Annotated in this window: 16 protein-coding genes; 9 read left to right on the top strand and 7 right to left on the bottom strand. The window is 70.1% G+C overall.

Translation table 11 applies throughout. The annotated features are described in order from the left end of the window. Window positions 1-5 precede the first annotated feature (5 nt). Window positions 6-1,373 carry a dihydrolipoamide acetyltransferase family protein gene (locus FB390_RS00375; protein ID WP_141807155.1) on the top strand — a complete coding sequence of 456 codons (1,368 nt, stop codon included), beginning with the start codon at window positions 6-8 and terminating at the stop codon, window positions 1,371-1,373. A 196-nt stretch (window positions 1,374-1,569) separates the two neighbouring features. On the opposite strand, the gene FB390_RS00370 is transcribed toward FB390_RS00375, so the two are convergent. Beyond that, window positions 1,570-2,940, bottom strand: a complete 1,371-nt coding sequence (locus FB390_RS00370) for a benzoate/H(+) symporter BenE family transporter (protein WP_246123788.1) — start codon at window positions 2,938-2,940, stop codon at window positions 1,570-1,572. A gap of 163 nt (window positions 2,941-3,103) precedes the next feature. Between FB390_RS00370 and FB390_RS00365 the strand changes: the two genes are divergently transcribed. Beyond that, complete coding sequence (locus tag FB390_RS00365) at window positions 3,104-3,913, top strand: sulfurtransferase (RefSeq protein WP_221639378.1); 810 nt, start codon at window positions 3,104-3,106, stop codon at window positions 3,911-3,913. Between the two features lie 41 nt (window positions 3,914-3,954). Here FB390_RS00365 and FB390_RS00360 read toward each other — a convergent pair whose 3' ends face one another. Beyond that, complete coding sequence (locus FB390_RS00360; RefSeq protein ID WP_246123787.1) at window positions 3,955-4,662, bottom strand: HNH endonuclease family protein; 708 nt, start codon at window positions 4,660-4,662, stop codon at window positions 3,955-3,957. Between the two features lie 71 nt (window positions 4,663-4,733). Further along, the gene (locus FB390_RS00355) at window positions 4,734-5,096 is read right to left on the bottom strand and encodes a hypothetical protein (RefSeq protein WP_141807152.1); all 363 of its coding nucleotides are present in this window, start codon (window positions 5,094-5,096) and stop codon (window positions 4,734-4,736) included. Window positions 5,097-5,390: 294 nt separating this feature from the next. Here FB390_RS00355 and FB390_RS00350 point away from each other — a divergent pair, with 294 nt between their 5' ends. Next, window positions 5,391-8,189, top strand: a complete 2,799-nt coding sequence (locus tag FB390_RS00350; protein WP_141807151.1) for a DEAD/DEAH box helicase — start codon at window positions 5,391-5,393, stop codon at window positions 8,187-8,189. Beyond that, a complete protein-coding gene (locus tag FB390_RS00345; protein ID WP_141807150.1) occupies window positions 8,186-8,953 on the top strand; it encodes an SWIM zinc finger family protein in 768 nt (255 codons plus the stop codon). The genes FB390_RS00350 and FB390_RS00345 overlap by 4 nt, the downstream gene beginning before the upstream one ends. 498 nt (window positions 8,954-9,451) lie before the next feature. Here the strand turns inward: FB390_RS00345 and FB390_RS00340 are convergent, their stop codons facing one another. Further along, a complete protein-coding gene (locus FB390_RS00340; RefSeq protein WP_141807149.1) occupies window positions 9,452-9,934 on the bottom strand; it encodes an LIC_13387 family protein in 483 nt (160 codons plus the stop codon). Between the two features lie 62 nt (window positions 9,935-9,996). On the opposite strand from FB390_RS00340, the gene FB390_RS00335 reads away from it, so the two are divergent. Then, window positions 9,997-10,524 (top strand): TetR/AcrR family transcriptional regulator, encoded by a 528-nt coding sequence (locus tag FB390_RS00335; RefSeq protein ID WP_185756896.1) that lies wholly within the window; start codon window positions 9,997-9,999, stop codon window positions 10,522-10,524. Then, a complete protein-coding gene (locus FB390_RS00330; RefSeq protein ID WP_246123786.1) occupies window positions 10,521-11,318 on the top strand; it encodes a helical backbone metal receptor in 798 nt (265 codons plus the stop codon). Before FB390_RS00335 ends, FB390_RS00330 begins: the two co-directional genes overlap by 4 nt. 71 nt (window positions 11,319-11,389) lie before the next feature. Here FB390_RS00330 and FB390_RS00325 read toward each other — a convergent pair whose 3' ends face one another. From FB390_RS00325 to icmF, 3 genes are all read right to left on the bottom strand, one after another. Beyond that, window positions 11,390-12,910 (bottom strand): flavin-containing monooxygenase, encoded by a 1,521-nt coding sequence (locus FB390_RS00325; RefSeq protein ID WP_141807147.1) that lies wholly within the window; start codon window positions 12,908-12,910, stop codon window positions 11,390-11,392. A gap of 148 nt (window positions 12,911-13,058) precedes the next feature. Continuing rightward, window positions 13,059-14,138, bottom strand: coding sequence for an amidohydrolase family protein (locus tag FB390_RS00320; RefSeq protein WP_141807146.1), 1,080 nt, complete (start codon window positions 14,136-14,138; stop codon window positions 13,059-13,061). An 87-nt stretch (window positions 14,139-14,225) separates the two neighbouring features. Then, complete coding sequence (gene icmF / locus FB390_RS00315; RefSeq protein WP_141807145.1) at window positions 14,226-17,444, bottom strand: fused isobutyryl-CoA mutase/GTPase IcmF; 3,219 nt, start codon at window positions 17,442-17,444, stop codon at window positions 14,226-14,228. A 373-nt stretch (window positions 17,445-17,817) separates the two neighbouring features. Between icmF and FB390_RS33325 the strand changes: the two genes are divergently transcribed. The 3 genes from FB390_RS33325 (at window position 17,818) to FB390_RS00305 (ending at window position 20,651) form a co-directional block, all read left to right on the top strand. Next, window positions 17,818-17,988, top strand: coding sequence for a hypothetical protein (locus tag FB390_RS33325; RefSeq protein ID WP_185756895.1), 171 nt, complete (start codon window positions 17,818-17,820; stop codon window positions 17,986-17,988). 31 nt (window positions 17,989-18,019) lie between these two features. Then, window positions 18,020-18,976, top strand: coding sequence for a DUF2157 domain-containing protein (locus FB390_RS00310; RefSeq protein ID WP_141807144.1), 957 nt, complete (start codon window positions 18,020-18,022; stop codon window positions 18,974-18,976). Window positions 18,977-19,151: 175 nt separating this feature from the next. After that, a complete protein-coding gene (locus FB390_RS00305; protein ID WP_141807143.1) occupies window positions 19,152-20,651 on the top strand; it encodes a CoA-acylating methylmalonate-semialdehyde dehydrogenase in 1,500 nt (499 codons plus the stop codon).

The following is a 20,651-nucleotide window of genomic DNA, read 5'->3' as shown; positions in this document are numbered from 1 at the left end:
GCACCGTGGAAGACGACGGCCACGTTCTGGAATTCCGGCTCCCGGATCTCGGGGAGGGACTCGCCGAGGCCGAAGTGGTGACCTGGTCGGTGGCCGTCGGCGACAGCGTCGAGTTGAATCAGACGATCGCGGAGGTCGAGACCGCCAAGGCCGTGGTGGCGCTGCCCTCGCCGTTCGCGGGACGGGTCGAGGAGTTGCTCGCCGAGCCGGGGGAGACGGTCGCGGTGGGCGCGCCGCTGATCCGGGTGCGGGTCGAGTCGTCGCCTTCCACCGCTCGGGAGTCCGCCACGACCGGAGCGCCGGTCCCGTCGTCCACCGGAGCCGACGCGGGCGCGGCCGTTCCGCCACCGGACACCGCCGACGGCAACGGCCGCACGTCGGTGCTCGTCGGTTACGGACCGGAAGGCGAAGTCGAGTCGCGGCGGCGCAGGCCCGCACCGGAGGGACGCGCCGCGGCCACGCCCGCCGCGCGCAAACTGGCCAAGGAACTCGGCATCGACCTGTGGTTCGTCGCCGGCTCCGGACCGAACGGAGCGGTGACGGTCGACGACGTCCGCGGCGCCGTGCCCGTCTCGCAGCCCCGAACCGCCACGCCCACAACCGACATAGCGACCGCGAACCGCCCCGCGCAGACGGTCACCGAGCCGAACGCCGGCGTGATCCGTCCCGCGGTGCGCGAGGAGCGGGCGCCGATCACCGGTATCCGCAAGCGGACCGCGGCGGCCATGGTGGCGAGCGCGCGGACGATTCCGCAGGCCAGCGCCTTCGTCACGATCGACTGCACCGCGTCGATGGAACTGCTCGACCACCTGCGCACCACCAAATCCTTCGCGGGACTGACGCTCACGCCGCTGGCGCTGGTCGCCAAGGCGACGCTGGCCGCCATCGCGGAATTCCCGGGCGTCAACGCCTATTGGGACGAGGCGAATCAGCAGATCGTCACCAAGCACTACGTGAATCTGGGCATCGCGGTGGCCACTGATCGCGGCCTGCTCGTGCCCAATCTCAAAGAGGCGCAATCGCTGAGCCTGCGCGATCTGTGCCGCGAGATCGGCTGGCTGGCCGAGACCGCGCGCTCCGGCTCGGCGACCCCGGCCGACCTGCGCGGCGGCACCTTCACCATCACGAACGTCGGCGTCTTCGGCGTCGACACCGGGGTGCCGCTGGTCAATCCCGGCGAGGCCGCGATCCTGTGCCTCGGTTCGATTCGCAAGCGGCCCTGGGTCTTCCGCGACGAGCTCGCCGTCCGCTGGGTGACCACGCTCGGCGTCAGCTTCGACCACCGCATGATCGACGGCGAACTGGCCGCGCGCTTCCTCGCGACCACCGCTGGACTCCTGGAAGACCCGCTCACCCTGCTCAGCCGGATTTAGTTACCGGGCGCGGTGCTGGATGACGCCTGCGGCGCGGTGCCTGGTGTGACCTGTGCCCGGCGGTGGCTGTCCCCGTGCGGCGCTCCGCCGGGCCGTCGCTTGCGGCGCACAGACGGGTGCCGCGTGCACAGAGGCCGACGCGAGCGGGGAGGCAGACGCCGCCTGCGGGGGTAGTGCTGGACACCGTCTGCTGTGCTCATCTGTATGTCACGTGCGCCGTGGTGCTGGGTGTCGGCTGCGGTGTGGTACTGGATGTCGGCTGCGGCGTGGAGCTGGATGTCGGCTGCGGTCCGAAGTCGGCCGCCACCCGTGGCCGAGAGTCCGACTCCGCCTGCGGCTCTGGGGCTGACGAAGCCCGCGGTGTTCGGCTGGAGGTCGCCTCCGGCGCGGCTCGCGTGTCCAGCACCCGACGCACGACCAACCCCGCGAGCAGCGCCCAGAACGCGGCCCCGATGCCGAGAAATCCCACGCCGGACGCGGCGATCACGAAGGTGATCACCCCCGCCTCGCGGTGCTGTTCGGAGCGCAGGGCACCCGCCAGCGCCGCCGCGAGCGTCGCCAGCAGCGCGAGTCCGGCCACCGTTTCCAGCGTCCCCTCCGGCGCGGCGGCCACCAGGGTGACCAGCGCCGCCGAGCCGAGCGCCAGTAGCAGGTAGGCGACTCCCGCGGTACAGGCCGCGATCCACCGGCGCTTCGGGTCCGGGTGCGCGGCGGGCGCGGCGGACAGGGCGGCGCTGATCGCGGCCAGATTGATGGCGTGACCGCCCGCGGGTGCGCCCAGTATGGTGCCGATACCGGTGACGGCCATCGCCGCGCGCCACGGCACCTGGTAGTCGAACGAGCGCATCACCGCGGTGCCCGGAATGTTCTGCGAGGCCATGGTGACGATGTAGAGCGGAATGGCGATGCCGATCATGGCTTGCCAATTCCACTGCGGCAGGGCGAGTTCCACTGTCGGCGCCATGGCGGCGAGATCGAGTTCGCGATGCTCGACCACGATGCTCACCCCGGCGCCGACGGCGGCGACGACGAACGCGGCGATCACCGCCCAGCGCTTGGCGAAACGCTGGAGCGCCAGCCACACCGCGATCACCGGAACCACCACCGCCGGGCTGGTCGCCACCGCCTCGACCGGCGCGAGGCACATCGGCAACAGCACGCCCGCCAGCATGGCCTGCGCGATCTCGACCGGAATCGCGGCGACCAGATTTCCCAGCCGCTGCCACAACCCGGTGATCACGATCAGCACTCCGGTGAGCGCGAACGCCCCGAGCGCGGCCTGCCAGCCGCCCGCGATCGTGCCGGCGCCCGCGAGCAGCGCGGCGCCGGGCGTCGACCAGGCCAGCGTGATCGGCATCCGGTAGCGGTAGCTGAGCAGGATGATCCCGATGCCCTGGGTGACGCACAGCGCGAGAAGTCCGGACGCGGCTTGGGCCGCGGTGGCGCCGACCGCCGTCAACCCGCTCAGCACCACCGCGAACGAACTGGTGAACCCGACGAGCGCGGTCACCGCGCCCGCCCCGAGTGGCTGTGCGAGCCCGGCGGGCCTGGAAATCGTCGTGGGCATTGTTCGGATGATGCCGCTGGTCAGCCGGAGTGTCACCGGCCAGTGCCGGGAAACTGGACCGACTTCGCCGCGGCCAACCACGGACTTCGTCCGGCGATGTCGATTATGGTGAGACGGTCGGCGCGCGAGAGAAACTGGACGAGGAGCTGGGTTGAGCGCGGTACTGATCTCTGCGGGGGAACTTCGCAAAGCCCTGGCGGACAAGCGGGTTCGCTTGCTCGATGTGCGATGGGCGCTCGGCGACCCGGACGGGCCGCAGCACTATCTGGAGGGGCACATCCCCGGCGCCGTCTTCGTCGATATGGAGACCGAGCTGGCCGCACCGCCCTCACCCGCCCGCGGACGGCATCCGCTTCCCGATATCGCGCAGCTGGAGAAGTGCGCGCGTAGCTGGGGCATCCGCACCGGCGATGCGGTGGTCGTCTACGACGCGACCGGCGGCATGGCCGCGGCGCGCGCCTGGTGGCTGCTGCGCTGGGCGGGCATCGCCGACGTGCGCATTCTCGACGGCGGCCTGCCCGCCTGGACGAACGCGGGCGGCGAGCTCGCCGCGGGCGCCGAACCCGATCCGGAACCGGGCGACGTCGAACTGCGGCCCGGCCAGCTGCCGGTGGTCGACGCCGACGCCGTCGCCAAGTGGAAGGGCGTGCTGCTCGACGCTCGCGCGGGCGAGCGGTATCGCGGCGAGGTCGAGCCGGTCGACCCCAAAGCCGGGCACATCCCCGGCGCGGTGAGCGCGCCGACCGCCGAGAACCTCGACGCGGACGGACGTTTCCGCGCCGCGGCCGAATTGCGAGAGCGCTTCGCCGGTTTCGGCTCCGGCCCGGTCGCGGTGTACTGCGGTTCCGGCGTCACCGCCGCCCACCAGGTCGCCGCGCTCGCGGTCGCGGGCGTCGAGGCCGCGCTGTACCCGGGCTCCTGGTCGCAGTGGTCGAACGATCCGAAGCGACCGGTCGCCACGGGAGCACAGTAGGTCCCCGGCGACCACCGGGATTCGGCGCTCGCCGTCGCGGGTCAAGGACACGTCCGGGCGACGTCGTGCAGCGTGGCGTTGTCGGCGGCGGTCAGCGGCAGGTCGTAGCGCACCGCGACGGTGAGGTAGCGGCCCGCGTAGAAACAGTGGTTCGCGCGCGACGGCGGCAGCCATTCCGCGGGCGTGCTGTCGCCTTTGGCCTGGTTGACGCCCGCCGAGGTGACCAGGAGATTCGTCTCGACGTCGTTGGCGAACCGGACGCGCTGCTGCGGCGGCCAAGCGAACGCGCCCATGTCCCAGGCGGCCGCGAGCGGGTAGACGTGGTCGATCTGCACGGCGCGGGCGTCGGCCTTGCGGAACGTGCTCCGTTCACCGGTGTACGGGTCGTCGAGCGTGCCCGACACGACGACGCAGTCGCGGGTGCCCGGACGGAAGCGCACGTCGGTGAGCTGGGCGGCGAGCACGTTGTTGCGGGTGTCGCAGCCGTCGTGCCCGCCGGGCCCGTCGTAGTCGTCCGTCCAGGACGGCCCGAAGACGCAGCCCTGGCCGTTCCCGCAGTCGCGCTCGTAGCCGCCGGGCCGCGGCCGCTCGGCGACGACCCGCACCTCGGCGAGCAACTGTTCGAGTTGGGCCCGGCTGGGGCTACCCGGCGCGGGGTCGACCGGTCCGGCGGACCACCCGACGCAGCCGGCCAGCAGCAGCGCCGCGAGGAGCGGCGCGAGCAAACGACCAAGGATGTCCGCACGCACGGTGCCATTTGTACTCGCGGGCACCGACATTCGAAGGTTTCGGCGGGACGCCGATCAGTTGCCGGCGTTGCTCACAACCAGGCGCGCGCGAGCAGGTCGTCGTCGGCGACCTGGCTGGCCCGCGGCGGATAACGGGTCGCCGCGATGGACTCGGTGTGCGCGCCGTCGTGCCCGATCAACCACGAGCCGCCGCGCTCCTCGCACTCGGCGATCTTGGCGAAGGTGGTGAGCAGGAACGTGATCGCCTCACGTGGGTCCGGGGTGTTCGCGAGGTGCTGCGATTCCCCCGGACGTGACAGGTCCAGCCACACGCCGCACTCGCCGTCGAGACGCATCCCGACGATCTTGGCGGTGTTGACGAAGGTGTACTTGCGCCGTTCCCAATGCGTAGTAGGCGTGAAGCTCTGCTCGAGTACCTGGAGCAGAATCGTCATGCTGCTGCCCTCCGCTCGTTGACGCCCAGCTGTGGTTATCAGTCGTGACCAGCGAATATCTCAGTATGTGCCGAAAGCGGCGCCAACGGTAGCAGCACATCCCCGGTGCAGCTCGGGGACGCGTCGACGACTGCCCGATACCACTCGGCCTGGGCTGTCTCCGCTGGTGGCGGCGTGCTCTCGGTACCGTCCATAGTGCCCCTGAACCGCGAATTTCGCATGCACGACCGGCGCCGACGGAACACCGCGCGCACCGCACGGCGAAGTGTCGGACCCACCTGATTGGATGGGCGGATGCTGCACGGACTGTGGTCGCCTGGCGCCGGTCTGCTGCTGTGGACCGACGACGGGGTGCCGGACGCGCTGCCCGACCCGCTGGGCGCCGTCCTGCGCGCGTCACGGTTCCGGCACCGGGCCGAGGTGCTCGTGCCCGCGGGCGGTGCGGCCGAGCTCGCTACGGTGCGCGCGCACGCGCTAGCGCCCGAGGCCGCCGCCGCGGCGTTGCGCCAGCCGCTGCCCGCTTCGGCCGTCGCGGGTGATCTGCGCTTTCTCGCCCATGTCGCGCACGGTGTCGAACGCTGGGTCAGGGCCGGGCGGGTCGTCCCGGAACTGCGCAGGGACGACGGCCAATGGTGGGTGCGCTGGCGGCTGGTCGGCGGCGCGGCCCAGCGCGCCTGGCTGGCCGAGCTCACGGTGGCCGCACCGGCCGCACTGCATGCGGCCGGACGCCCCGCCGCCGTGCTGGAAGACCTCGTCGGCGAACTGACCGACCCGATCGCCAGGCGGCTGCTGGGCGGTCCGCCGCCGTCGCACCCGCTGCTCGCCGCACTGGTCGGCGACAGCCCGCTCGACAGCGGCAGTCATCAGCTCGCCGAGGTGCTGGAGCGCTGGCGGGCCAGTCTCACCGTGGACGAGCCGGAACTTGTGCTTCGCCTGCTGGAGCCGGACGGCGAACTGGGCGTCGCCGACGAGTCGGTAGCGCTGTGGCGGCTCGAGGTCTGCCTGCGCACCGAGGGGGAGGCGCCGTCGCCGATCCCGCTGCACGGCGACCCGAGCCTGGTGCGCACCGCGATCGACAAGCTGGGGGAGGCGCAGCGCGCGTACCCACGCCTGCGCGATCTGCCGACCGATCCGCGCACCATGGATCTGCTGCTGCCCACCGAGGTGGTCGCCGATCTCGTCGCGCACGGCGCGCACGCGTTGCAGGCGGCGGGCGTCCGGTTGCTGCTGCCGCGCGCGTGGAGCATCTCCGCGCCGTCCATGCGCTTGCGCGTGGAGAGCGGGGTCCCGGCGGCGGAGAGCACCGTCGGTATGCGCGGATTGGTCCGTTACCGTTGGGAATTGGCGCTCGGCGACACCGTGCTGACCAGGGCCGAGATGGAGCGCCTCGTGCGCGCCAAATCCGATCTCGTCCAGTTGCGCGGCGAGTGGGTGCAGGCCGATCACAAGGCGCTCGCCGCCGCGGCCCGCTATGTCGCCGCGCACAGCGACGATTCGCCGATCACCTTCGCCGACATGATCGGCGAACTGGCGAGCGGGCGCGTCGAGCAGGTGCCGATCACCGAGGTCACCGCCACCGGATGGGCGGCCGACCTGTTCGATCGGCAGCACGACGCGGAGCCGGTGCCCGCACCGAGCGGTCTCAAGGCGCAGCTGCGTCCCTACCAGCTGCGCGGGCTGTCCTGGCTGGTCACCATGAGCCGAATGGGTTGCGGCGCGATTCTCGCCGACGACATGGGCCTCGGCAAGACGATCCAGGTGCTCGCCCTGCTCGTGCACGAGCGGGAACAGTCCGGTGGTCCGGGTCCCACGCTGCTGGTGTGCCCGATGTCGGTGGTCGGTAACTGGCAGCGCGAGGCCGAGCGGTTCGCACCCGACCTGCGCGTACTGGTCCACCACGGCGCGGACAGACGGGACGGCGCGGACCTGGACGCGGCGATCGCCGAAGCGGACCTGGTGCTCACCACCTACTCGCTGCTCGCCAGGGATGTCGAGGCGCTTGGCAGACAGGACTGGGAGCGCGTCGTGCTCGACGAGGCACAGCACATCAAGAACGCCGCGACGCGCCAGGCCCGCGCTGCCCGCTCGCTGAAGGCGCGACATCGCTTGGCCCTTACCGGAACTCCCGTCGAGAACCGGCTCGAGGAACTGCGTTCCCTGCTGGATTTCGCGATGCCGAAACTCCTCGGCAGCCCGCAGACCTTCCGCGCGCGGTTCGCGGTGCCGATCGAGCGGGAGAACGATCAGAACGCGATCTCGCGGCTGCGCTTCGTCACCCAGCCGTTCGTGCTGCGCCGGGTGAAGACCGATCCGTCCGTCATCAGCGACCTGCCGGAGAAGCTGGAGATGACGGTGCGCGCCAACCTGACCGTCGAACAGGCCGCGCTGTACCAGGCGGTGGTCGACGACATGATGGACAAGATAAAGAACGCGAAAGGCATGGCGCGCAAGGGCGCTGTGCTCGGCGCGCTGACCCGCCTCAAGCAGGTGTGCAACCACCCCGCGCACTTCCTCGGCGACGGCTCCGGCGTCCTGGCCCGCGGCAAGCACCGTTCCGGCAAGCTGGCCTTGGTGGAGGACGTGGTGGACGCGGTGCTCGCCGACGGCGAGAAGGCGTTGCTGTTCACCCAGTTCCGCGAGTTCGGTGAGCTCGTCGCGCCGTACCTCGCCGAGCGCTTCGGCGCCCCGATCCCGTTCCTGCACGGCGGCGTGCCCAAACGTCGCCGCGACGCCATGGTGACCGGCTTCCAGGCCGAGGACGGTCCGCCGCTGATGTTGTTGTCGCTCAAGGCCGGTGGCACCGGATTGAACCTGACGGCCGCCAATCACGTGGTGCACCTGGACCGTTGGTGGAACCCGGCGGTGGAGAACCAGGCGACCGACCGCGCCTTCCGCATCGGCCAGCGACGCGCGGTACAGGTGCGCAAGCTCGTCTGCGTCGACACCATCGAGGAGCGGATCGACGAGATGATCAACGGCAAACGCAGGCTCGCCGACCTGGCCGTCGGCGCGGGGGAGAACTGGATCACCGAGCTGAGCACCGACGAACTGCGCGACCTGTTCACCCTGGGCGCCGAGGCGGTGGGCGAATGACGCCGTTCGAGGACTACAGCAAGTACGGCAAGCGGCTGCCGGTCGAGGGCGGGGTGACCGCGCGGAGCAGGCGCGGCGGATTCGGGCGCACCTGGTGGGGCCGGGCGCTGATCGACGCGGTCGAGGCGATGGCCCAGCCCGGCAGGCTGGCCCGCGGGCGCAGTTACGCGCGCTCGGGGCAGGTGGTGAGTTACCGGATCGAGCCGGGCGCGGTGGTCGCGGAGGTGCAGGGCAGCCAGCCGCGCCCGTTCACCGCGGTGTTCCGCGTCCGCGCGCTGCGCGAGGACGAACTCGAGCTGCTGATCGAGACGATCCGCAGCTCACCGGGCATGCTGGCCGAGATCGTGTCGGGCGCGCTGCCCACCGGGCTCGGCCCGCTGCTGCTGCCGACGACGGCGGCCGAGCTGGACTTCGACTGCACCTGTCCGGACCCCGGCTGGCCGTGCAAACACGTCGCGGCCGTCTGCTACCTGCTCGCCGAACGCCTCGACGAGCGGCCCCGCGAGATCCTCACGCTGCGCGGACTCGACCTCGACACCCTGATTCGCGGTATCGAGCGCGATCCGCGACCGGTCGCGACTGCGGATCTGTACGGCGACGAGGTGCGGCTTCCCGACCTGCCGAAGGTCGAATTCCGTTCCGCGATGGACGATCTCGACCCGGTTCTGCTGCGCAAGGCGCTGCGGATGAGCGCGGAGGACGAGGCGAGCGCCGCCGCCGGGCTGCGCGAACTCGGCGCGTTGTACGCGCTGCTGCGGGGCTGAGATCGCACTGCCGCGGAGGCCAGTGCCCCGTCCACAAAGGTTGGACACACAATCCGGCCAAAGGTCACCGTCAGTCGGCCCACCGCGATGAAGGTCACCTTCGGTCGGTTCACCGGGCACGCAGGCCGGGTGAATGACGGTCACGGTTGCGGGCGCCGAATGCTGCCGCGATCGTTCGCGCCGACAAGAGTCAGCACCCGGCATCGAGGGCCGACCCCCGCGTCTCCGGACTTCGTCGGGCGGATCCCGTCCGGTGCGCTGGGCGCCGGTCTCTCGGTACCGGGTGCCACTTCCAAGTCTGCTCTCGCGGGGTCGGCGAGGTAACGCCCGATCGCTGTCCGCCCACTGCCCATGTGCCGAACCTGCGCCGCCTGGGGTCCGCGCTGCACCTCGACTCGGTGAAGGCCTCCGACCTGCATGAACGACGGACATCTGCCGGAGCCGATGCACGCAGGCGTGCTGACCCGCGAGGGCTGTGCCCCGTTCGCTGGGGCGGTGCTAGTTCACCGACTTGCGCGGCCCGCCCACCAGCACGGCCGCGTAGCAGAGCGCGGAAAGCCCGGCAAACGCGACAACGGTCTCGGGGAAGTACAAGCAGGAGATCCAGAAGGTGCCGCCCGCCACGGCCGCGCAGATCGCACCGAACAGCGACCAACGGGTGAGCAGCCCCGGCGCCGCCCGCACCGCCGTGGCCGCGAGCAGCGGAAAGAGCATGCCGAACAGGCCAAGGGCCACGCTGTAGCCGGTGTTCAGCCCGAATACCGTCACTTCCCGCCCGCCCTCGAACAGCGCGGTCGTCGTGTTCCTGGACAGCTCGTTGATCACTTCCTCGCCAGCGACATCGGCGCCGTTGAAGATGTGCAGCGCGAGCAGATGGCCGACGCCGATCAGGCCGAGGAACACGCCGCCCGCGTAGTGGGTCAGCACAGGCCATCGGGGAGTGGTGGCGCTGGGCTGAGCGGTGGACGTCATCGCGGTCATCGCGACCTCCGAGGGTTGACATTCCCAAAACAGAACAAAATTTATGTTATAGAGTGGGCGATGTGGCGGGCAAGACCTCATGGCTGGCATCCGGGCTGTCGATCCTCGGCGCGGCCGGACCGACGGCGCTGACCATCGACAAGCTGGTCGCGTCGACCGGGCTCAGCACCGGGTCCTTCTATCACCACTTCGCGGGCATGTCCGGATACAAGAAGGCGCTGCTCGCGCACTTCGAGGAGGTGCAGACGCTGCGCTACATCCGCGAGGTGCAGTCCGCGGAGGATCTGGACCCGCGCGCCAAGCTGGATCTGCTGATCGACCTGGTGCTCGCCGACGGCGCGCCCGCTCGCCTGGAGGTCGCCGTCCGGGCCTGGGCGCTGGACGATCCGATCGCGGCCGCGGCCAAGCAGCGCGTCGACGCGGCGCGGCTGGCGTTCCTGCGCGAACTGCTCGGCGAGATCGGCTATCCGAAGCCCGCCGCCGAGCAGACCGCGCAGATCCTCTACCTGCTGGTGCTCGGCGCGGGCAACACGCTGCCCGAGGTGCCGCCCGAGCGGCTGCGCGTCCTGTGCGACCGGATTTTGTCGTGAACGCCGTTCCGCCTCAGCGCATCTCGTCGACCGACGACCTGGGCGGCGAGGTCCCGATCGTTCGCCCGGTCCGGCGGGTCGTGTCCCTGGTGCCGTCGATCACCGAGTCGCTCGCGGTCACCTGCCCGGAACTGCTCGTCGCGGCGACGCAGTGGTGCACCCACCCGGCCGACCTCTCCGTCGAACGGGTACGCGGTACCAAGAACCCGAACATCCGCCGGATCGTCGAGCTCGCTCCCGATCTGGTGCTGTGCAACCAGGAGGAGAATCGCCGCAGGGACGTGGAGCGCCTACGCGAGGCCGGTATCCCGGTGTGGGTCACCAAGATCGAAACCTTGGACGATGCCTTCCCCTCGCTCACCAGGCTTTTCGTCGAGGCGCTCGGAGTCTCCGCGCCGTCGTGGTTGGCCGAAGCCGAAAAGGTATGGTCCACACCGACTTCGGGCCCCGTTCGGGCGGCGGTGATCCCGATCTGGCGCAAGCCCTGGATGGTCGTCGGACGCGACACCTTCACCGGTGACCTGGCGCGCCGCCTCGGGCTGCGACTCGTCCACGCGGACCGCCCGGAGCGCTACCCGCGCGTCGCGGAGGACGAACTCACCCGCGGCGTCGAACTCGCGATCCTGCCCGACGAGCCGTACGTCTTCACCGAAACCGATGGGCCCGAAGCGTTTCCGGGCATACCGGTAGCGCTGGTCGAGGGTCGCGGTCTCACCTGGTACGGCCCCTCGCTCGTCACCGCCCGCGACACCTTGACCAGGCAGATCGCCGCCGCGACCACCGACCACCGTTGAGGCGTACCTCCGCGTTCGCTCCGGCCATGCGCGTTGTGCGTACCTCCGCCTTCGCTCCGGCCGTTCGCGGGCTACCGGCGGACTGCGTCCGGCTGCGCCGACCAAGACGCTGAGGTGAACCGGTAGTCGTTCAGATCGAAGTGCCCGCTGCGCCAAGCCGCCTCCACCGTGGTGGACGGCCGCAGCGGCACATCACCGTGCTTGTCGAAGTAGTAGCTGTTGGCCACCGAACACGACTCCTGCCAGAACACCTGCCCGCCGCGCCGGGACAGCATCTCCCGGAAGAAGCGATCGTTGGCTTCCTCGGTGACCTCGACCAGGGTCGAGCCGGTCGCGCGGGCGTGCCGCAGGCAGCGCAGGATGTGGCGGACCTGGTTCTCGATCAGCGCGAAATACGACGAACCGTTGTAGCCGTACGGCCCGATCACCGAGAAGAAGTTCGGGAAGCCGGGGACGCTGACGCCCTCGTAGGCCTGGAGCCGGTGCTCGTCCCACCACTTCTCCAGGTCCCGGCCGCCGACGCCGCGCAGATCGTAGGTCGGCATGTTGCCCGACTCCATCACCTTGAACCCGGTGGCCAGGATCAGCACGTCGGCCCGATGCTCGGTCGCGTCGGTTCGCACGCCGGTCGCGGTGATCTCCCGGATCGGATCGGTCTCCAGCAGCACGTTGTCGCGATTGAACGCGGCCAGATAGTCGTTGGAGAAGCTGGGGCGCTTGCACCCGAGCGCGTAACGCGGCGTGAGCTTTTCGCGGATCACCGGGTCGTGGACCTGGCGGCGCAGGTGGGCGAGCCCGGCGCGCTCGGCCATCGCCGCGGTCGGCAGCGAACGGTAGTAGTGCGCGGCGATGGGGAAGGTCAGCTCGACATAGGTCTGGCTGATCATCCTGGTCAGCGACCGTCCGCCGGGCAGCCGCAGGGCCAGCCGCAGCGGCGCGGGCAGCGGCAGGTCCGGCCGCGGCAGGCACCAGATCGGCGTGCGCTGGAAGACGACGAGGTGCGACACCTCGGGTGCGATCTCCGGGATGACCTGCACCGCGGACGCGCCCGTGCCGATGATCGCGACCCGCTTGCCGCGCAGGTCCTGCCCGTGGTCCCAGCGCGAGGTGTGCATCGTGACGCCGCGGAAGTCGCCGACGCCCGGGATCTCCGGCATCTTCGGCCGGGTCAGCACACCGGTCGCGCTGATCACGTAGCGTGCCCGCAATTCTTCGCCGAAGTCGGCGCGCAGCCGCCAGAGGTGCCGCTCTTCGTCGAATTCCGCGTCGGTGATCGTGGTGCCGAAGCGAATGCGCGGGCGCAATCCGTACTTGTCGACGCACGATTCGGCGTAGGCCTTGAGCTCGCGACCCGGCGCGTAGACCCGGGTCCAGTCCGCCCGCTGATCGAACGAGAACTGATAGCTGAACGACGGGATGTCCACGGCGACACCGGGATAGGTATTCCAGTGCCAGGTGCCGCCGACTCCGTCCGCGTCGTCGACGATGAGGAAGTCCTCGAATCCGGCCTCGCGCAACTTGATCGCCGCGCCGATGCCGGAGAACCCGGCTCCGACGATGATCACTTCGTGGTCGATGGTCGTCTCGTTCATCGCACCGCTCGCTCCATGAGTCCGGCCGCCGTCGTACGAACTCATGTGATGTCGGGCGACATCATTGTCCGCACCTGCCATCCCATTAGGCGCGCGCGCCCGCGGCCTTGTCAACGGGCCGCAGTGCTTCGCCACGGGGCCCGCGGTGTTACTCGGGAGCCTCCACGCGGTAGACGCGTTCCGCGGTGTCGCGGAAGATCTGGGCCAGGTCGGCGGGGCCGCCGCCGTGGCCGGTCACGATCTCGGCGATGGCCCGCGCGCTGTGGTCGATGCTGGTGATGGGCTTGTCCACCGGGAAGTTCGAGCCCCACAGCAGGCGGTCGGCCCCGAAGACGTCCATCGCGTGCGTGACCAGCGGACCGATTCGCTCGACCAGCGTCGGCACCGGAGTCGCGCTGCCGCGCGGCGGCACCGGATGGCCGAGGATGGGCATCATCAACCCGCTGACCTTCGCGACCACGTTCGGCTTGGCGCCCAGCGCGCTCAGGTCGTCGCGCCAGGCCAGCAGCAGCTTCCTGCGCTCGCCCGGGTTGGCGCCGGTGCGCTTGCCGACCTTGCCGAACAGCCCCGCGGGCGTGCCGAGGTGGTTCAGCACGATGGTGACCTCGGGATAGCGCTCGGCCAGCGCGGTCACTTCGGGCAGCTGGTGCGAGTACACCCACGCCTCGAAGGACAGTCCGCGCTCGGCGAGCTCGGCGAACCCGTCCAGGAAGCGGCTCGTGGTGAGCGCGCCCGCGTTGCCGGTGAAGGAGCGGACGGCGGTGTCGGGGTGATGCGCGACCATCGTGCGGATGCCGCGGAACAGCGGCGACGCCGTCTGGTGCGCGTCGAGCAGGGCCGCGAAGCCGTCGGCGGCCGGGTCGGCCGATCCGATGACGGCGCCGAGGCGCGGGGTGTCGACCCCGAACGGCAGGCTGGCGACCCAGCGGGTCTCGTCGGCCTTGGCGGTCGTACCCGTGCCCGTCCATTCGACCTCGATGTGCACGATCGACTCGACCGGGACGCCCGCGGTGTCGGTGCGGTAGTCGGCGGGCAGGTACGGATGCACGTAAGGCGTTGGGTCGCCGACGAATTCGCGGTCGCGACGCGGGGCCAACCGGGTGGCGAGATCGATCGGCACCGGCAGGTACTTGAACAGCCGGGCGAGATTGCTGAAATCGCGCGGCGTGGTCAGCGGATCCCACTGGTGGATGTGCGCGTCGATCACGCGTAGACCGGCGAGGTCCATCGTGTCCCTCCTGTCGTGGCGGATTTCCCGGCCCGGCGATTGTCACACGACCGATGGCCCGCGCGGGCCAATGACGGATCCCGCGCCTCAGACGTTGCGGCGGTACTGCCCGCCGACGGTGAAGAAGGCTTCGGTGATCTGCTCCAGCGTGCATACCCGCGCGGCGTCCATCAGCACCTCGAAGATGTTCTCGTCGGTGCGGGCCACCGCGTCGAGGCGGGCCAGCGCCGCGTGCGCCGCGTCGCGGTGGCGCTGCTGGAACTCGCGCACCCGGTCGAGCTGGGACTTCTTCTCCGCTTCGGTGGCGCGCGCCAGTTCCATCACCCGGTGCTGTTCGCCGTTGGGATTGCGGAATGTGTTGACCCCTATGATCGGCAGCGAGCCGTCGTGCTTACGCCGCTCGTAGAGCATGGATTCGTCCTGGATCTTGCCGCGCTGGTAGCCGGTCTCCATGGCGCCGAGCACGCCGCCGCGCTCGCTGATCCGCTCGAACTCGGTGAGCACCGCCTCCTCGACCAGATCCGTGAGCTCGTCGACGATGAAGCTGCCCTGCATCGGGTTCTCGTTCATCGCCAGACCCCACTCACGGTTGATGATCAGCTGGATGGCCAGCGCGCGGCGCACCGATTCCTCGGTCGGGGTGGTCACCGCCTCGTCGTAGGCGTTGGTGTGCAGGCTGTTGCAGTTGTCGTAGACGGCGATCAGCGCCTGCAACGTGGTCCGGATGTCGTTGAAGTTCATCTCCTGCGCGTGCAGCGAACGGCCCGAGGTCTGGATGTGGTACTTCAGCTTCTGCGAGCGCTCGTTGGCGCCGTAGCGGTCGCGCATCGCGATCGCCCAGATGCGCCGCGCGACCCGGCCGATCACCGAGTACTCCGGGTCCATGCCGTTGGAGAAGAAGAACGACAGGTTGGGCGCGAAGTCGTCGATGTCCATGCCGCGCGCGAGATAGGCCTCCACGTAGGTGAATCCGTTGGCGAGGGTGAAGGCCAGCTGACTGATCGGGTTCGCGCCCGCCTCGGCGATGTGGTAGCCCGAGATGGACACCGAATAGAAGTTGCGAACCTTGTTGCGCACGAACCATTCCTGGATGTCGGCCATCATCCGCAGGCTGAACTCGGTGGAGAAGATGCAGGTGTTCTGGCCTTGGTCCTCCTTGAGGATGTCGGCCTGCACGGTCCCGCGCACGGTGGCCAGCGTGCGCGCCCGGATGTCGGCGGCTTCGTCCGCCGTCGGCGCGCGACCCTCGCTCGCCGAGAAGCGTTCCAGCGCTTGGTCGATAGCGGTGTTGAGGAAGTAGGCGAGGATGGTCGGGGCCGGGCCGTTGATGGTCATGGAGACCGAGGTGGTCGGCGCGGTGAGGTCGAAGCCGTCGTAGAGCGCCTTCATGTCGTCGAGCGAGGCGATGGAGACGCCGGACGTGCCGACCTTGCCGTAGATGTCGGGGCGTTCGTCGGGATCGCGGCCGTAGAGCGTCACCGAGTCGAAGGCCGTCGAAAGACGCTTCGCGTCGGAGTGTTCGGAGAGCACCTTGAACCGCCGGTTGGTGCGGAACGGATCACCCTCGCCCGCGAACATCCGCGCCGGATCCTCGTTGTCCCGCTTGAACGCGAACACGCCCGCCGTGAACGGGAAGCGGCCCGGCAGATTCTCCGCCCGCAGGAACCGCAACAGCTCACCGTGATCGGTGAAGCGGGGCAGCGCGACGCGCGCGATGCTACTGCCCGACAACGATTCTCGCCGCAACGGCGTGTGCAGCTCCCGGTCGCGCACCCGCACCACTTGCTCCGCGCCGCGGTAACTCTCGGCGACCGAGGGCCATTCGGCCAGCAGCGCGGCGTCCCGGTCGCTCAGTTCCCGGCGGGCGGTGTCGAGCAGGTCGGCGACCGCAGTGTCCTCGGGCAGTTCGGCCAGCACCTGCTCGAGCCGCTGGACGCGCTGCGCCGCCGCGGCCTGCCGAGCCGTCTCGGCGTGGTATCCGCGCACCGCCTCGGCGATCTCGGCCAGATACCGCACCCTGGCGGGCGGGATGAGCTGGGCGAAGCGGGTGGAGACCTTGGTGTCCACCTGCGGCAGCGTGCCGGGCTCGAGCCGCAGGCCGTGCTCGCTCAGCAGGCCGGTCAGGTGCTGGTAGAGCGCGGTGACCCCGTCGTCGTTGAAGGTCGCGGCACTGGTGCCGAAGACGGGCATGTCCTCCGGGCGCGCGCCGAATGCCTCACGGTTGCGCAGCAATTGGCGCGAGACGTCGCGCACCGCGTCGGCAGCGCCCCGGCGCTCGAATTTGTTGATCGCCACCACATCGGCGTAGTCGAGCATGTCGATCTTCTCGAGCTGGGAGGCGGCGCCGAACTCGGGCGTCATGACGTACATCGACACGTCGACGTGGTCGACGATGGCGGTATCGCCCTGTCCGATGCCCGGCGTCTCCAGGACGACCAGGTCGTATCCGGCCGCCTTGCACGCGGCGATGATGGTGTCGATGTTTTGCGGCAGCTCGTGATTGCCGCGGGTGGCCAGCGAGCGGAAGAACATGTGCGCGCCGTCGAGCGCGTTCATCCTGATGCGGTCGCCGAGCAGTGCGCCGCCCCCGCGGCGGCGGGTGGGGTCGACGGCGAGGATCGCGACGCGCGGCTTGTCCTGCTGGTCCGAGCGCAGCCGACGCACCAATTCGTCTGTGAGAGAGGACTTTCCCGATCCGCCGGTGCCGGTGATGCCGAGCACCGGCACGGCGCGCGCGTCGGCCGCGGCGAGCAGCGCCTCGCGGGCGGCGGAGGGCAGCGTGTCCTGCTGGAGGCAGGTGATGGCGCGCGCCAGCGCGGACCGCTCGCCGGCGAGCACCGCCTCGGTCGCCGGAAAATCCTGGGCGAGATCGACATCGCAGGTGCGCACCAATTCGTTGATCATGCCCGGCAAACCGAGCCGCTGGCCGTCCTCGGGGGAGAAGATCCGCACGCCCGAGGCGGCAAGGCGCTCGATCTCCTCGGCCACGATCACCCCGCCGCCACCGCCGAAGACTCGGATGTGACCGGCCCCGGCCTCTTTCAGCGCGGCCGCGAGGTATTCGAAGTACTCGATGTGGCCGCCCTGATAGGAGCTGACCGCGACGCCCTGCACGTCCTCCTCGATCGCGGCGGCGACCACTTCGTGCACCGCGCGGTTGTGGCCGAGGTGGATCACCTCCGCGCCCTGGGACTGGAGAATGCGGCGCATGATGTTGATCGCGGCGTCGTGCCCGTCGAACAGGGCGGCCGACGTCACGAAACGCACGGGATGGGTGGGCGTGTGGAGCGCGCTGCTGTCGGCCACGGGAGTCCTCCGGCGATTCCTGCTGACGCCCGATACTAGGACGTCAAAGTAATTCTACGGTGACAGCGATCACACCGCCAGGAATCGCGGCTGTCCGGCCGTGCGCCGATTTCCAGGTAGCGAGGTTCCGATCAGCCTGACCGCAACCGGCGACTTCGGCCGCCGCTCGAGTTGCGATGGAAGGGCCGCACCGAATGGCGTGGTCGACGACGGGACGCCACCTTCGCCGTGCTCGTTCCGGGTCCGGCGATGCGCCGCTCATTCCGCCGCCGACCTCGCGCGCGAGGCCGCCCTCTGTTCGACCGATGCAACCGGCATCCGTGTCGGTGTGGGCCGCCACGGAATCCTCGAAACGGTCTGGAGGTCAACGACTATGAGATCGCACCCGACCCTGATCGCGCGGGCCGCCGCCTGCCTGCGCCCGGGCGCCCCCGACACCCCGACCGCCCGGCCGGGTGAGGAGCGGCTGGCACCCGAACTCAGAGTCGGCCCGGTCCCGCTGTTGACGATGGAATGGCTCGGCGCCGGCGGCGGACTGGGCTGACCGCCATCCCGCCCTCGGACATACTGGTCCGATGGCGTACGAGCAACGGGTGGGGGCCGCCCTGCGGCGGCTGGTCGACGGCGGCGTGTTGAGCGCGGAGCAGCGCGACGCCGTGTTGGCGGCGGTCGCCGCCGAGGAGGCCGCGGCCCGGCCCTCGGGCGGCAAGCTGCTCGCCGAGGTGGCGGCGTACGCCGGGGCGGGCCTGCTGCTCGGCGGGGTCATGCTGTTCCTGGGTGCGGCCTGGGACGATCTGGCGCGGACCGGGCGGGTCGCCGTTCTCGCCGCTGTGGCGGTCGGGCTCGTGTTCGGCGGCGTGGTCTTGGCCGGGCGCGCCGCGCTGTTCCACGCGCCGGCGCCGTCCCCGCGCGTCCGGCTCGCCGCCGTCCTGTTCGCGCTGGCCGCGGCCGCCGTCGCCGGGGCGGTCGGATCGGGCATCGAGGACACGGGATCCGACGAAGCGTGGGTGGTCGCGGTAGGCGCGGGACTGGTCGTCGCGGTGGCCGGTTATCTGGCGCTGCCCTCGGTCGTCGGCATGCTCGCCTGCGCGGCGTTCAGTGGTCCGTTCGTCGCCGGTGTGCTCGGCGAAGTGATCGACCTCGACGACTTCTGGGTCGGCTTCGGCGTTTTCGTCCTCGGGTCGGCCTGGCTCCTGCTGGCCGCGAGGGGTGCTCTCGTCGAGGCATGGGCCGGATACCTGCTCGGGATCGCCCTCGCCCTGCTCGGTGCGCACCTCGTCGACTTCGGACGCGAACTCTGGTCGGCCGGGCTGACCGCGCTCGTCGCTGTCCTGTGCTTCGCGCTGTATCCGACGCGGCGGTCCCCGATGTTGATAATCGGCGGCGCGGGGGCGGTCACGCTGGCGATCGTCGACGCGGTGCCGGAGCTGTCGGACGGGCTCGGCGCGGCCGGGTTCGTACTGATCATCGGCGCGGTGCTGGTGGCGGCCGGTGCCATCGCCCTGACGCGTTCGCCGCGTGGGTCCGATTGACTCGCGGCGGTTCTCCCCACGCCGTCGGACGCGGAACGCGCTCGGCCACGTAGGCGTACTCGGCGAGGTGGGATGAATCACATTCGCGAACCGCCGGTTATTTACTTGGACATCCAACTATAGGATGACCGCAGATCGCGCCTCCGCGCGTCGACGACGACAGACAAGGACTGGCATGGTTCGCGAACTCACTCACTTCATCGGCGGGCAGCACGTCCCGGGCGCCTCCGGCAATTTCGGCGACGTCTTCGACCCGAACATCGGTCAGGTGCAGGCGCGGGTGCCGCTGGCGAGCAAGTCCGAGGTCGAGGCGGCCATCGCGAACGCGGCGGCGGCCCAGCCGGAGTGGGCGGCGTTCAATCCGCAGAAGCGGGCCAGGGTGCTGATGAGGTTCCTGACCCTGGTGCAGGACGAGATGGACAGCCTGGCCGCGCTGCTCTCCGCCGAGCACGGCAAGACCATCGCCGACGCCAAGGGTGACATCCAGCGCGGACTCGAGGTCATCGAGTTCGCCACCGGCATTCCGCACCTGCTCAAGGGCGAATACACCGAGAGCGCGGGCACCGGCATCGACGTGTACTCGATGCGCCAGCCGCTCGGCGTCGTCGCGGGCATCACCCCGTTCAACTTCCCGGCCATGATCCCGCTGTGGAAGGCGGGCCCGGCCCTGGCGTGCGGCAACGCGTTCGTGCTCAAGCCGTCCGAGCGCGATCCCTCGGTGCCGCTGCGGCTGGCCGAGTTGTTCCTGGAGGCGGGTCTGCCCGCGGGCGTGTTCAACGTCGTCAACGGCGACAAGGAGGCCGTCGACACCCTGCTGCACGATCCGCGCATCAAGGCCGTCGGCTTCGTCGGCTCCACCCCGATCGCGCAGTACATCTACGAGACCGCGACCGCGAACGGCAAGCGCGCCCAGTGCTTCGGCGGCGCCAAGAACCACGCCATCGTGATGCCCGACGCCGATCTCGACGACGTCGCCGACCAGCTGATCGGCGCGGGCTACGGTTCGGCGGGCGAGCGCTGCATGGCCATCTCGGTGGCCGTGCCGGTCGGCGAGGAGACCGCGAACCGCCTGGTGGCCAAGCTGACCGAGCGCGTGCACAAGCTCAACATCGGCCGCTCGGACGATCCGGGCGCCGACTTCGGCCCGCTGGTCGGCAAGGACGGCGTGGACCGGGTGAACAACTACGTCCAGATCGGCATCGATGAGGGGGCCGAGCTGGTCGTGGACGGTCGCGGCCTGACCGTCGAGGGCGGCGAGGACGGCTACTTCGTCGGCGCGACCCTGTTCGACAAGGTCACCGCCGACATGCGGATCTACAAAGAGGAGATCTTCGGCCCGGTACTCACCGTGGTCCGCGCCAAGGACTACGAGGAGGGGCTGCGCCTGGCCAACGAGCACGAGTACGGCAACGGCGTGGCCATCTTCACCCGCGACGGCGACACCGCCCGCGATTTCGCATCCCGGGTCGAGGTCGGCATGGTCGGCATCAACGTGCCGATCCCGGTGCCGATCGCGTACTACACCTTCGGCGGCTGGAAGCGTTCCGGCTTCGGTGACCTGAACCAGCACGGCCCGGACTCGATCCGCTTCTACACCAAGACCAAGACGGTGACCCAGCGCTGGCCCTCCGGTCTGAAGGAGTCCAACGCGTTCGTCATCCCGACGATGGACTGA

The sequence above is a fragment of the Nocardia bhagyanarayanae genome, assembly GCF_006716565.1.
GTDB lineage: Bacteria > Actinomycetota > Actinomycetes > Mycobacteriales > Mycobacteriaceae > Nocardia > Nocardia bhagyanarayanae.
This window is presented reverse-complemented; position numbering and strand designations above follow the sequence as displayed.